16 protein-coding genes and 2 pseudogenes are annotated in these 12,272 nt (G+C 57.3%); 8 read left to right on the forward strand and 10 right to left on the reverse strand.

The annotated features are described in order from the left end of the window. Positions 1–90: 90 nt before the first annotated feature. Both EDE05_RS27495 and EDE05_RS11090 read right to left on the reverse strand, forming a co-directional pair. Positions 91–678 (reverse strand): HNH endonuclease signature motif containing protein, encoded by a 588-nt coding sequence (locus EDE05_RS27495; protein ID WP_348631502.1) that lies wholly within the window; start codon positions 676–678, stop codon positions 91–93. A gap of 338 nt (positions 679–1,016) precedes the next feature. Next, the gene (locus EDE05_RS11090) at positions 1,017–1,256 is read right to left on the reverse strand and encodes a DUF982 domain-containing protein (RefSeq protein ID WP_348631503.1); all 240 of its coding nucleotides are present in this window, start codon (positions 1,254–1,256) and stop codon (positions 1,017–1,019) included. An 80-nt stretch (positions 1,257–1,336) separates the two neighbouring features. Between EDE05_RS11090 and EDE05_RS11095 the strand changes: the two genes are divergently transcribed. Beyond that, entirely contained in the window at positions 1,337–1,648 is a 312-nt protein-coding gene (locus EDE05_RS11095; protein ID WP_112803664.1) for a hypothetical protein, read from the forward strand. A 62-nt stretch (positions 1,649–1,710) separates the two neighbouring features. On the opposite strand, the gene EDE05_RS11100 is transcribed toward EDE05_RS11095, so the two are convergent. Then, positions 1,711–1,950, reverse strand: a complete 240-nt coding sequence (locus EDE05_RS11100; RefSeq protein WP_112803666.1) for a DUF378 domain-containing protein — start codon at positions 1,948–1,950, stop codon at positions 1,711–1,713. Positions 1,951–2,054: 104 nt separating this feature from the next. Here EDE05_RS11100 and EDE05_RS27180 point away from each other — a divergent pair, with 104 nt between their 5' ends. Together EDE05_RS27180 and EDE05_RS27185 are read left to right on the forward strand one after the other, a co-directional pair. Beyond that, positions 2,055–2,366 (forward strand): hypothetical protein, encoded by a 312-nt coding sequence (locus EDE05_RS27180; protein WP_245519891.1) that lies wholly within the window; start codon positions 2,055–2,057, stop codon positions 2,364–2,366. Between the two features lie 565 nt (positions 2,367–2,931). After that, complete coding sequence (locus tag EDE05_RS27185) at positions 2,932–3,045, forward strand: BA14K family protein (protein ID WP_245505247.1); 114 nt, start codon at positions 2,932–2,934, stop codon at positions 3,043–3,045. Between the two features lie 74 nt (positions 3,046–3,119). On the opposite strand, the gene EDE05_RS11115 is transcribed toward EDE05_RS27185, so the two are convergent. Further along, positions 3,120–3,314, reverse strand: a complete 195-nt coding sequence (locus EDE05_RS11115; protein ID WP_112803670.1) for a hypothetical protein — start codon at positions 3,312–3,314, stop codon at positions 3,120–3,122. 127 nt (positions 3,315–3,441) lie between these two features. Here EDE05_RS11115 and EDE05_RS11120 point away from each other — a divergent pair, with 127 nt between their 5' ends. From EDE05_RS11120 to EDE05_RS11130, 3 genes are all read left to right on the forward strand, one after another. Further along, positions 3,442–3,834, forward strand: coding sequence for a hypothetical protein (locus EDE05_RS11120; protein WP_112803672.1), 393 nt, complete (start codon positions 3,442–3,444; stop codon positions 3,832–3,834). Positions 3,835–4,121: 287 nt separating this feature from the next. After that, entirely contained in the window at positions 4,122–4,661 is a 540-nt protein-coding gene (locus EDE05_RS11125; RefSeq protein ID WP_112803674.1) for a glycoside hydrolase family 19 protein, read from the forward strand. 260 nt (positions 4,662–4,921) lie between these two features. Further along, positions 4,922–5,128 (forward strand): hypothetical protein, encoded by a 207-nt coding sequence (locus tag EDE05_RS11130; protein ID WP_166675446.1) that lies wholly within the window; start codon positions 4,922–4,924, stop codon positions 5,126–5,128. A 1,312-nt stretch (positions 5,129–6,440) separates the two neighbouring features. Here EDE05_RS11130 and EDE05_RS11135 read toward each other — a convergent pair. Beyond that, positions 6,441–7,787 (reverse strand): annotated as a pseudogene (locus EDE05_RS11135) (IS1182 family transposase). 47 nt (positions 7,788–7,834) lie between these two features. Here EDE05_RS11135 and EDE05_RS11140 point away from each other — a divergent pair. Further along, positions 7,835–8,062 carry a hypothetical protein gene (locus EDE05_RS11140; protein WP_134101036.1) on the forward strand — a complete coding sequence of 76 codons (228 nt, stop codon included), beginning with the start codon at positions 7,835–7,837 and terminating at the stop codon, positions 8,060–8,062. 133 nt (positions 8,063–8,195) lie between these two features. Here the strand turns inward: EDE05_RS11140 and EDE05_RS11145 are convergent, their stop codons facing one another. The 3 genes from EDE05_RS11145 to EDE05_RS11150 form a co-directional block, all read right to left on the reverse strand. Beyond that, positions 8,196–8,384 carry a hypothetical protein gene (locus EDE05_RS11145; protein ID WP_112796944.1) on the reverse strand — a complete coding sequence of 63 codons (189 nt, stop codon included), beginning with the start codon at positions 8,382–8,384 and terminating at the stop codon, positions 8,196–8,198. 129 nt (positions 8,385–8,513) lie between these two features. Then, on the reverse strand, positions 8,514–8,663 hold the full coding sequence (locus EDE05_RS26795) for a hypothetical protein (protein WP_162712240.1): 150 nt from the start codon (positions 8,661–8,663) through the stop codon (positions 8,514–8,516). 92 nt (positions 8,664–8,755) lie between these two features. After that, the gene (locus EDE05_RS11150; RefSeq protein WP_112823755.1) at positions 8,756–8,944 is read right to left on the reverse strand and encodes a hypothetical protein; all 189 of its coding nucleotides are present in this window, start codon (positions 8,942–8,944) and stop codon (positions 8,756–8,758) included. 137 nt (positions 8,945–9,081) lie between these two features. Here EDE05_RS11150 and EDE05_RS11155 point away from each other — a divergent pair. Continuing rightward, positions 9,082–9,183 (forward strand): annotated as a pseudogene (locus EDE05_RS11155) (IS3 family transposase); the annotation flags it as partial. A gap of 44 nt (positions 9,184–9,227) precedes the next feature. On the opposite strand, the gene EDE05_RS11160 reads toward EDE05_RS11155, so the two are convergent. Both EDE05_RS11160 and EDE05_RS11170 read right to left on the reverse strand, forming a co-directional pair. Further along, positions 9,228–9,434, reverse strand: coding sequence for a CsbD family protein (locus tag EDE05_RS11160; protein WP_112797122.1), 207 nt, complete (start codon positions 9,432–9,434; stop codon positions 9,228–9,230). 1,645 nt (positions 9,435–11,079) lie between these two features. After that, complete coding sequence (locus tag EDE05_RS11170; RefSeq protein ID WP_112796954.1) at positions 11,080–12,270, reverse strand: enolase C-terminal domain-like protein; 1,191 nt, start codon at positions 12,268–12,270, stop codon at positions 11,080–11,082. Positions 12,271–12,272 lie beyond the last annotated feature (2 nt).

The following is a 12,272-nucleotide window of genomic DNA, read 5'->3' on the forward strand; positions in this document are numbered from 1 at the left end:
AATGACAGCATCGCTTTGCTTCAATGGGCTCACGAAAACAATCTTCAGGGCGTTGCTGCGGTATTTACGGAGATCCTGCCCCCTCAGATCTCAAGTGACCTCGATCGACTTTATCTTAGCAGGGAGGCTAGTGTTGTAGGTATTGTCATCGCTGCCAAAGTGCACCCTCCGATGGCAGTTCGGGCAAAGAGCGATGACAAAGCGGGGATCATTCGGGCCTCCATCGGACAGTCGCCGAATGTGATGCGGTTCCAGGTAGGGTATTCCGTTGGCGCGAACGAAGGGAAAAGGGGCACTGCATCCTTCGCAGTGACCATTGGCGCGGGCGACCCCATAGTCCCTGACGGCGCGCGATCGCTCTACAACTTGGGACAAGATAGTAGTCTTTTTAGGTGGTGGGTTCGCAGCGCTGAATGCCATTTCAAGAAGCGCTCCCATGTCGAGTGCGGACACTTGTTGCGCGTCTACCCTTTCATTCAAGTTGTCCATTGGGCGGAGGTGAAACACGAAGGCGTCCCGAATGTTGCCCAGGCGGCCCAGCGCCTTCCTGACCTCGTATCCTTCGCAGACCACATCGTCTGCGAATTTGACACCCTGGGGCCCAATCTTAAACAAGAGAATGCTCTTGCCGTTCTTCGCATGCTCCGCAACAGCGCGATTGCCCTTCTGCATCTGCATGTCGCCGACCTGGCCTTCACCGTAATATTCGAAAACGCCGTCCGGACGCCAGCGATCAGAATAGCCGTGGCTCTCGCCGGTCTCGCCAGTGAAAATACAGAAGATTACATTGGCGCCGGACGGGTGACGATACCTCCTCGTTGCTCTCCATTGAATCGCGCATGGATGTCAGCTCGCCGGTTATAGATGCGCCCTCGCTCGAGTCCCCACGACATTTCGAACATCTCCCAGCTGTCTCCGCCGATCAAACAGGGCGGAGCTTGCCTATCACTGGAGGACAGCAGCATGAACCAATTCGCCGGTTACGCCCATCCAATCCGCGGCGGCGGTGGCTGCAATCAGTGCCTGCCGTGGGCGACCAGTTGAACAGCGGACCAGGCTTCATCCGCGGGAAGTCGCCCCTCGTGGACGGCTCTGCAAGTCTGCCACGCATGTCGCCATTTGGAGCTCCTCTGGTCGCGCTCATGAGCAAGCCAATTAATGGCCTCTTCGGGCGACGTAAGGGTTATCCGGATACCGCCGTCATTGATCACAACGGGTGTCTTCCAGCGTGTCACCAACATATTCAACGTCCTCATGAGCGTTCACTGATCCCTTCTACTAATCCACGTGGCGGCGTCATAGTTCCCGGGGACGTCATATCTGCGGGAGACCGAATATGAACAAATACAGCGCATATCCTCATCGAATCCCCGGCGGGTTCGGGTTCTGGGCAATGATCCAGTTCTGCCGGGACAGCCACCCGACCCCGGTCATGGATGCCGGCGATAAGCCGAAGTTATTCCCGACGAAGGGTGAAGCGGCCGAGGAATGCCTGAAGCATGTGGTCGCGTTCATGAACGGCAAGCCCATCCGCGGCGAAAAGTTCGAGGATGGCGGCAGCGTGAAGCAGGCCAAGTTCGCGGCGGCGGAGAAGATATTCAAACAGGGCAGAGCTATCGAGATCGGGAGGAGGGTCGGCACCGCATGAAGGCCAATGAAAAAGCCGCCCGCGTCGAAGCGCCGGCGGCCATAGTGAAAACGCCTTATTACTTAGTGGCGATGGCCGAGAGATCCTTCTGCCGCCGGCTCTCCAATCGAGATAGCCCGCGACAACGGGATGATCTGATACAGGGCCGACAGCCCGACCAGGACGTAGACGATCCGGGACAGAACAGCATCTTGCCCCCCGAAGAGTACGGCGACGAGGTCGAACTGGAAAAGACCCACGAGCAGCCAATTAAGGCCACCGACAATGATCAGTAGAAGCGTGACGAGGTTGAGCAGGTGCATTTTATTTCCTTTGTTCGGGCTAATCGCCGCTCAACATTGTTGGTGCCCGCTTGTTCCATAGATGGGGAGCAATCATTCGTGATACCGACCGGAGCAAGAGTCGAATGAACTATACCGAAGCAGAAGCGATCTTTGCGGAGCACGGCATTCAGGTCGTGCCTGCGCATGTGATGCCAACTGTGGGGCAGACGAGGGCGATCGCCACCTTGGACCGGATCAGAAACCGCTTTGGAGACCATCACGCGCGGTTCGTGGAGGAGGCAGCGATGGCAAACACCCTTTTCGACAGTCCGTTGTTGGTGAAAAGAGCTCGCTATGTTCAAGAGCTCGGCAGCCTAGAAGACGTCTTCGACGTGCTCGATGATTGGCCGGCAGAAAAAAGGGATGCAACGTACGAGATATTGGCGAAGGCGTGACGGATGGCCTACCAGGGAATTTTCCCTTTGCCCGCGATCCGGGAGAACGTTCGCCGGTTCTTGTTGAAACAAGGTGTACTTGCAAACCTCGAAGAGGTGCCGCCCGTTTCCAGGCGGACGGCCGAGCGAAATTTGTGCTCGTGAACGCGTCACGATGTAAGCACGGGCCAATTCGTTATCAGCAAGCCACCTTCTGGTGTTAGGCGCGAAACAAGCTCTGCAGAAACCACAAATGAAAAAGCTCGCTCTCGTAGTGCTTTCGTTGATGACGGCTTTCGGCAGCGTCACCTCAGCGCAAGCCTTCCCGTCTGCGCCGGGAGCACCCGCTGGGGTAACCGCTGTCCAGCAGATTCAGTATCGCGAAGGCGACCCGAGATACGTTCCGCGCGATGCCCGACGCTACGATGGGAACAGGTACGATCGCAGTAATCGCTATGAGCGGCGCGATCGATACACGCGACGCCACGATAACCGCCGCCGAGACAATACGGGGGCAATCATCGGCGGGCTCGCTGCTGGAGCCATCATCGGTGGAGTCGTTGCTAATCAGCGGAGAACAAGCGGCATGTCTGACCACGTGCAATGGTGCGCAGACCGGTACCGCTCGTATCGTGCATATGACAACACTTACGTGCCCCGCGCAGGTGTAAGGGCGCAGTGCAACTCCTCTTACAACTAACCGCAGGGAAGTAACTGATCATCAGCCCGTCGCCTCACCGCGGCGGGTTCTGTATTTGCGGAATCGGGCAGCGCTTAGTGAAGATAGAATGCGGCAGCGGCAATAGCAGTGAACACAAAGACAATGACGACAGCGACGAGAACGCCGAACTGGATTGGAGTCAGCCTGTCCAGCCAGAAGGTGCGCTGGATATCCTCGGCAAGCACCTTCAGCTTTTCCCGCGGGTTCCCCCATTTTACCTGCCGGAACTTGTAGACGTTGTTGACCATGCCCTCAGGATAACCAACTGCCGGTTAATCCAAGGCTAATCGGGAGGGCGACGCAAGTCGTGAAGGTTGGGGTTCGTTCCTGGCCGTTCCTTCCTGACGAACGGTAGCTTTCGGGCCGGTCAAGCATATGGCCGCGCTGGTGCACACAGCGGTCAGACCGGCGGGCTATAGGCGCAAGCAGCGAAACAAGGGCATCTACTTCGATGTCTTTGAGATCGCGAAACGGAACTCTGCGCCATTTCCGAATGCTGTTCTTGTTCGCGGAGAACTGCCTGGAACCCTCGACAACGTAACGATCGGCAAGATTTCTTATTTGTCGGTCGACTTGAACGCCGCGAGCTTTGAGAAGGCGAGCATTGAGAAGATCTGGGACCGGGTCGTGCCGGGCGCCGCTATTGTCTTGGACGACTATGCGTTCCAGGGACATGAAGAGCAAAACAGCATGTGGGACGCTGCTGCCGATCACGGTCAGGTCGTCCTCACACTCCCCACGGGGCAGGGCCTAATCGTAAAACAGTAGGGTTGCCCGCCCCCGACAATCCGAATAACCGCAAGGCTCCCTCACGGGGGCCTTTTTCTTTTCCCGAAAGGACACCTAATGAACCTCGCAGAACTCAAGGAGTTCGCGCCGGCGGCGAAGCCTGTTCTTCTGGAAGGCCTGCTGGCGGCTTGGTCCTTCGCTGAAGCAAGGGGCATCACCACGCCGAACAGGATCTGCCATTTCATGGCCCAATGCTTCGTCGAGAGCGGCGGGTTCCGCGTGGCTGAGGAAGCCCTGAACTATACCGCCAAGCGTCTCGTGCAGGTATGGCCGAAGCGGTTTCCGACGATCCAGGCCGCAACGCCTTATGCCAACAATCCCAAAGCTCTCGCCAACAAGTCTATGGCGGCAGGATGGGGAATACAGAGCCCGATGATGGCTGGCTCTACCGCGGCAGGGGGATCAAGCAGATCACGGACAAAGACAATTATCGGGCCCGCGGCCGTGCGCTAGGGCTCGATCTGGTGAGAAATCCGGATGTGCTCTTTGACCCTGCTATCGGCGCCAACGCTGCGATGTGGTATTGGGATCAAGCCGGCTGCAACAGGCACGCCGACAAGAACGACATTCGCGCCGTCACCAAGGCAGTGAATGGCGGATATAACGGCCTTGCCGATCGGCGTGCTGCGTTTCGCAAGGCGGTCGATATCTGGGGCAGCGAACAGGTATCCGAGATCGGCGCCAAGGGACCGGCTACTTCGAATATCGGTAGGGCTTCGCTCGCCGGCATCGGGTCTCAGGCCTACGAGGTATCGAGCCTTGTGAGCAGCGGGAGGGACATTTCCGACGCGTTCGGCGTTCCTTGATCACGCTGGTGCACTTCGTCGCCGTCCTCGGGCTGCTAGTCTACATCTTCCGCGATCGCATCTTCATCAGCCGGTTCGAGGGCTTGTGATGATCCTCGCTCTAATCCCCGACGTGATCAAGCTGCCGGCGGCCGCAATCCTTGGCGCTGCTCTGATGTTCTTTCCTGCCAGATGGATAGGCCAGTCCGAAGGCAAGCAGATGGCTGCGACTGCCTCGCTTGCCAATTCAGTCCAGATTCTCCGCGAAAGGAATACGATCGATGAAGAGGTCACTGCTTCTGATGCTGCCGCTTTGTGCGGCTCTTACGGCCTGTCAGACGACGAGCAAGCAGAGTGTGTGCGACGGGTTCAAGAAGCTGACGCCATCGCTGGAGACAACGATAGCGATCCTGCGCAAGGACCGGCCGTTTGCGGACCAGGTCGCGAGCCACAATAGGTTCGGGTCGTCTCAAGGATGCTGGAAATGATGATGGCTGGACGCTGAAAAAGCAAAAGGGTCAGGAGGTCTCCGCCCAACCCTCTCACTGTTCCGCCGCCGCATTGTTTGTACCGCGATAGTTGCCCTCGCGGCAACGCTGAGTTCTCGCCAGTGGTAATCGATAAATGGAATCCCTGATGTCGCGCTCCCTTTCTCTCTCCCTCTCCCTTGGCGCCCTAAGGCGAGGCGGTCGGGTTGATGGCAGGCTTGCCCAGTTGCGGCCATCCGATCCCCAGTCTAACCTTGCTCCAATACCTCGCGATAACGTTTGAGCGGAGCTCCCTAAACACCAGGACTTTGGGGTGTCTTGACTGCAACTTTGCGCCGAATGCGGCCATCCCTTGAAGCGTCTATCGAGGGCTCCTCCAGACCCAAAATTCAGACGTCCGTTGCCAGGAGCGAGTTGCTGAGAGAAACCACCGAATGCCATGGTCAGAAACTGCTGGAACTTGGCCGATCATCTCATGAGCCAAAACAACCCTACCTTAGGAAATTCATCGAAGACTGAACGGTTTCTGCGCCCGGCAGCGCTATGGGCGGCCGACTGCGCCGCCGTAGCGCTGGCAGTGTTCGAAGATAGAGAGCCTCATGACAATCGACCACGGCAGGCCATTATGGGTGCGCGTGCGTTCGGGCATGCAGGCGGAAGAGACAAAGCGCTGCGGACACTGGCTTGGGCAGCTCATGCTGCAGCCAAAAGGAGTGATCAGCAATCTGCAAAGTATGCAGCCCGCTCAGCGATGCTGGCAGCGGCGGTGGCGTACACTCACACAGACCTGAATGTGGGAAGCCGAGGTATCAGCCAAGCTAGGCATCTATTGGGGCCAGCTGTTTATGCGGCTTTGGCCTGCGAGGTAGCCTCTGAAGACCCCGCAGGGGTTGCCTATACCGTTTTGCAGACTGCGGCCGACACTGCGCCGGAAGAAGTCGGTATTCTTTTGCGCCATTTTCCACCTCAGCCTCATGGCACTACTCGGCTTGGCCAACTCTTTCGAGAACTCGACACCAACTTGAGACTGGCTTCTGCTGGTTCGGCGCAATAGCCGCTAAACAGCATCCACCCCACCGCCAGAGCAACAAGCAGAGTAGAAGCAAATCGGCTCATTACATTCTCCGCCAAATTCGTTCGCGAAGGATAGCGGAGCTTGTTCTGGCAACCTCTCAATTTCCATACAAATGAAATGCTATTGTATTTGTCTGAAGTCCGCTTCGGGCAGATTTCGTTGAAAAAGTCGGCGTGTTCTCCGTCGATGCCTTGATGCGATGGCAGGTCCTGCGGATTTTGTGATGGGTCGTGGCCGTTATGCCGGCTTGGGTGCAGGCACCGGGATCAATTTGGCGAGCTTTCTGAGTTTTTGGGCGGTGGCTGCGAGATGGAATTCATCCCTTGCGCCATTCGGTCCTAGCAATCGCAAGCGATCCAGCTTGAGAATGCGTTTGAGATGGGCAAACAGCATCTCGATCTTCTTCCTCTGCCGTCTCGATGTGACTTAGGCTTCCGTCTTGGCGATATCGCGAGCCATATCCCGCGCGCCCTCATGAATTGATCGTGGGACCTTGCGTGCCGGTTCCTTCGGGCAACATCTCGCTTTGAGTTCGCAGACCTCGCAGTCGTATTTGCTGGCGCGGTAGAGAAGCTGGTTGTCGTTGACGATCGTACCGCTGGTGGTCAGCACCTTGCTGCCGGGCAGCGGTAGATGTCATTCGGCCGATCCCAGGTGAAGTCCCCGCGGGAGAATGTGCCGTCCGTCCTTGCGGACTTATCGAAGACCGGAATATGCGGCTCGATGCCTTGTTGGTGCACAAGCCAACCGAGCATCTCCGCCGATCCGTATCCGCTATCAGCGGCCAGCCGAGCCGGATAAAGGCCGAGCTCCTCTCTGGTGCGCTCTATCATACGCTTGGCGGCTGTCACTTCTCCCTGGCGAATGGCGGTTGTCGCCTCGACGTCGACGATGATCGCGTGGTCGAGATCGATCATATAGTTGGCGGTATAGGCAAAGAAGGCCGCGCCCCCCTTGGCGGCGGTCCAACGAGCTGCCGGATCGGTAGGTGAGATGCTTCGGTGTGACCGCGGTCGCTGACCCAAACGCCGCGTCATCCAAGGCTGCGACGTATTCCTTGACCGCACGATTGGCCTTTTCCGGTGCGCTCCAAGTGGCTCCTTCGATACCGCTTTGGCTATTGGCATCTGCCTTGATAAGGCTGCCGTCCACGGCAAAGCCCTCACCACCAACAAACCCTTCCTCGATGCAGCGCGACACCACCATCTCGAACACGCGCCGAAAGAGATCACTCTCGCGGAAGCGCCCATGACGGTTCTTCGAAAAAGTGGAATGATCCGGTACGCGGCCATCAAGACCGAGCCGACAGAACCAGCGATACGCCAAGTTCAGATGGACCTCGCCGCACAGTCGGCGTTCCGAACGGATGCCAAAGCAATAGCCGACAAGCAGCATGCGGATCATCAGTTCAGGATCAATCGATGGCCGGCCCGTGTGACTGTAAAAACTGGCCAGCTCTCTTCGAACTGCCGACAGATCGATAAAGCGGTCGATCGCGCGAAGCATGTGATCAGCGGGGATGTGGCCTTCGATTGAGAACTCGTAAAACAACACGGCCTGATCGACTTGCCTGGGTCCCAGTATCTGCTTCGCTCCACGTTAGATATTGGAAGTGGAATCAGTGATTTGCAGTGCAGGCAACCCCGGAGTTTTTCAACAAAATCGGCAAAGAGGAGACCCGCTACAAAAGCTCTTTGCTGGAACGAACCTTCACCAATAGCGACCAGGGGCTGCTAGTTGGAACCACCGAGGGCGCCCAGGAAGGCATTGCCGATACCGTGGCCGGTGTCTGCAGCGCGCAAGTCTGGACGCAGGCGGAATGCCTGGCGCATGACCAGAAGACGGCGGGTCCGAGCTGACGTCGCTTGCGCTTTTCCTCGGCAGCCCAAACTTTCCACACAAGAGAGGACTCGACCGTTTTTCCCGTTCGAGCCCTCAAGCAGTCTGTCGAGAACTTCATAGGGTCACGTCCCACTGGGGGAAGCAACCGACTTAAAGGAGTAGGCTCTCCGCGTAGTTCGCATCGTCGGCCTTGAAGGACCGGTAACCGGCCATCCAGATGGCGCAGCGCTCTGTGGTCACGTCATCCAGATAGGGGCAAACGATAGAGCTTTGCTCGAGGGAGGCGGCATGCTTCCCTTCCTCGAAGATCTCTTGTCTCTCGTGGTGCGTCAGTGGCATGCGGCAGAACTTTTAAGGGGATGCCTCTGTTCCACCCATCGCCCTAACCACGGGCGGACGGCCGATGATGCCGTTTCTCATTCCTTGGAAAGTCCTTATGGCCCGGGCCTTACCCAGCCGGAACTTTATTCAGCGCTTTGCCGGCTCCCCTGTTCGAGGCTCGGTCGAGGCGTCAACGGCCGCGTCGTCTCCCGGGTGATTCTTGTCTTTGCCCGGGTTTTGATAGGGCTGTTGTTCGGGCTTCTTCTGCTGTTCGTCCGGCTTTTTCTCGTTCGGCATTTGCTCGCTCCTTGTCGCGGATCGCCACGGACACACAATCCTCCAGTTGATGGTTCGTTCCGGAGGTTTCTCGCCCCCGCGCCACAATTGCCTTAACTAAGGTCACCGCGAATACGGTCGGTGTCCTTGGCATTGATGATCGCGCAGTAGATGTTGGCTTGGCTTTCTGACAGATCGACTAAACACCATGTCGACGGATAGCGGTCGGTAAAGGTGTCATACACTGTCCAGCTGCGATCGCGTTCTTCGCGAACAGCATATCTCGGTGAAAGGGCGGCCATTCGACCCTCGTGAAAGATGGCAACGGCCGGGATGGTCCCTGCGTTCATCGATCGCTGTCACCATACCACCTAACGAACGCGGAGCTCGGCAAGGCAGTGAGCCGCCTCAATGACGAGGACAGGCCGATCCTGCAGAGGACTACATTCAATACTACAACAACGATCGTATCCGGATGAAACTCAAAGGGCTGAGCCCTGTGCAATACAGGTCCCAGCCCTTAAATCATCCCAGCCATTGAACCGTCCAACTTTATGGGGTCAGTTCACGGACCGGGGTCAGTAATCAGTGGAAATTCTGGCGACCGTACCAATCGTCTATATCTTTACGCGTACGATCCTTTTCATAGCCATACCGTTCTTGAATCTTGCCTTCGAGCTGGTCGCGTTTTCCAGCGATCATATCAAGGTCGTCGTCAGTGAGTTTCCCCCACTGTTCCTTGATTTTGCCCTTCATCTGTTTCCAGTTACCTTCGACTCTGTTCCAATCCATCATGGCTGTTTCCTCCTCACGGATCGTGATGAGACCAAACCTTTGATGGAAGGAAAAGTTCCGGATCGCTCCGCGACTTCGCGGCGCTGGGTGCGTTCCTGCATAAGCCATCGCCCCAAATACAAAGGCCGGTGTTTGCGCGCGGTTGCTCATCGATCAAGATCCTATGACCTGATATTTCGGTCTATATCGAGGATATATCGATGGCGAAGGTCAGCAGGGAAGAAACTGATCGATGCGGCTGGTCAGTTCGTCGAAGCGATGCGGGAGGACTTTTACCGTTCTTGCGAGTTGGTCGATTTCCGGTCATACGCCCGAGTTTATCGGGGCTGGCGCGACAACGACTGGCAAGACATGGGAGGCGAGGCAGCCTTGATCCAGTACTTCAACGGTCATTACGACCTGGAGAGGCAGCCGATCGGCATGCGCTGGGACTTCATCAACAATACCGTGGAGAAGCAGATCAATCTGGACAGGCCATTAGGGTAACAACACCGCGGCTACTCAGCGTCCACCTTGATACCGAGTTGGAGAGCAGCATCAATAAATGCTTTTCGTCCCTCCCGGATCGTCCTCGCACCGCGAAGAACGTCGACGAGAGTGTTTCTGACGGTGGTCACGGTGTGGATATCGGACGAGGGCCATAGCTCGAGCGAAAACAATGCCGCCTCTGAGTTAGGAACCGTTACTGTAGGGCCATCTGGAATGCTGAGAGTTATTATCCCGATCGGGGCGGCACGAAGGCGTCTGAACTCTTCAAGGATGCTCTGAGAGGAAACAGAGCCTAGGGAAGGGCTTTCGGCGCCACATACTCGGCAAATCCAGATGCTTGTCCGGCGCCGCGCTGTTGTCGGGATCCTCCGTTGGATTTTCGATAGTCGTCCCAAGCCTAACGGGGAGGTCTGAGTGCCAAAAGTGAGACGCTTCGCACAATCTCAAGATTTCTTGAGCGTGCTGAGGGCAGCCGTCGTTGGCTCCTATGCCAGAGGCGAGGTAACTGACCTCTAGGTTTTTGATGACGGAGCGATGCGCCGGCCCGGCTCACTCCGGATACGAAACAGTGTGTAGCCAGCCAATTTGCAGAATAGCTTGTGGAACAAATTGGCTTCTCTGGCCATGATTCGATTTTACGCCGAACCACCGATTTGTACGCCAGTACTTGGAGTTTCAGCTACTTAGAGGCTCTCAGGAACAGGGCTCAGGTTTCGTATCCATTCAAGGCATCGTTGACTTTCGCAATATGCGCCTGCCGAGGAAATAGGAGATCCGTCCATTGAGCGGCAGCTTCGCGCCCCGTCTCCGCCATTAATCATCGTGTCTTCCATTTTGCGGTCTTCTCCGTCCTGTGGGCTACAACCACATCATCTTGGCATTTTGCAATGCCTTGAGGGGAGACGGCAACTACCCCATCTTGTTCTGACCCCATTCTAGCAACTCTTATCCGCGCACGCCGCAGCGTCTCGCGTGTTTACAATTCCGCGCAATTTTATGGCCGATCGTCGAACGAATGAACTCATGGGTTCGGCTTCAAACGTTCACTCAGGTGTGGGTGGTGCATCGCTGTAGCTGACGGCCAACGGAGGAGACGTGCCAAGCTTCAGCGTTGGCAGTCCAAACCGGTTAAGGACTGTGATGCCTTTCGGTCTCACCAGCCCCCGATCACCGGATGCCAATCGGGGCGTCGAGGATCGGCCCGGAAGCGCGCGTAGTAGTCTCCCTTCTCCTCGTAGTAGCGCTCGTATTTCTCCATTTTGTCAGGGTCCAGTTCGACACCGAGCCCCGGGCCGGTTGGGACCTGGATCTGGCCGTTTTCGTAGCGCATCGGACCCCCGACAATGATATCGTCCATAAGGTAGTGATAGTGCGCATCACCTGCATAGATCATGTCCGGAACGGTTGCAGCCGTATGCAGCATTGCGGCAAGCTCGATGCCGAATTCGGATCCGCTATGCATGGCGACGCCGATCTGGAAGGTCCGGCAGACCGCGCAGAGATCCTTCACGCCGCGCGGACCCTCCCAGTAATGTAGGTCGGTCAGGATGACGTCGGCGGCATTCATCCGAATGCCGGGTCCGAGGTCGTCGAAACGGGCCGGATACATGTTGGTGGCGATCGGCACGCGGATCTTGCTTCGCACGGCCGCATTTCCCTCAAGACCCCAGGAGGGGTCTTCGAAATATTCGATGTCGAGGTCTTCGAGGCGCTTGCCTATCTTGACGGCGGTCCCGACCGACCAGGTGCCGTTCGGGTCGATGCGCAGCCCGAAGTCGTTACCGAGGCGGTCCCGGCAGAGTTCCAGGACGCGCGCCTCCTCGGCGGGTGGCATCACGCCGGCCTTCAGCTTCATCGACTTGACGCCGAGGGTCTCGGCGAGTTCGGCGCAATGATCCGCGACGTCTTCGGCGCCGAGATCGTCCTTGCCGTCGGGCCGATCGTAACGCCAGAAGAGATAACCGATGAAGGAGACGCGATCGCGGACCTTGCCGCCCATGAGATCGTGCATCGGGCGGTTCATCGCCTTGCCCTGGATATCCATGCAGGCGATTTCGATCGCCGCATAGATGCGCGCGTTGGACTGGAAATAGGTGTTGCGGAGGATCTTCGCCTTGATGGTTTCCGTATGGAACGGATCGAGGCCGACAAGCCGCGATTTGAGCTTGAGAATGGCGCCGCGCTGGTCGCCGCCGCCCACCTCGCCGAGGCCCACGATGCCCTCGTCGGTCACCAGTTCGATGATGGTGCGCATGAAATAACCCGGATGGACACCGGTATTGCTGCGCAGCTGCGCGTTGAGCGGAATGGCGACGCAGCGCGCCTTCAGATCGACGATCTTCATGA

Origin of the sequence: Neorhizobium sp. R1-B (assembly GCF_004368875.1) — a bacterium.
In the GTDB taxonomy this organism is placed as follows: domain Bacteria; phylum Pseudomonadota; class Alphaproteobacteria; order Rhizobiales; family Rhizobiaceae; genus Neorhizobium; species Neorhizobium huautlense.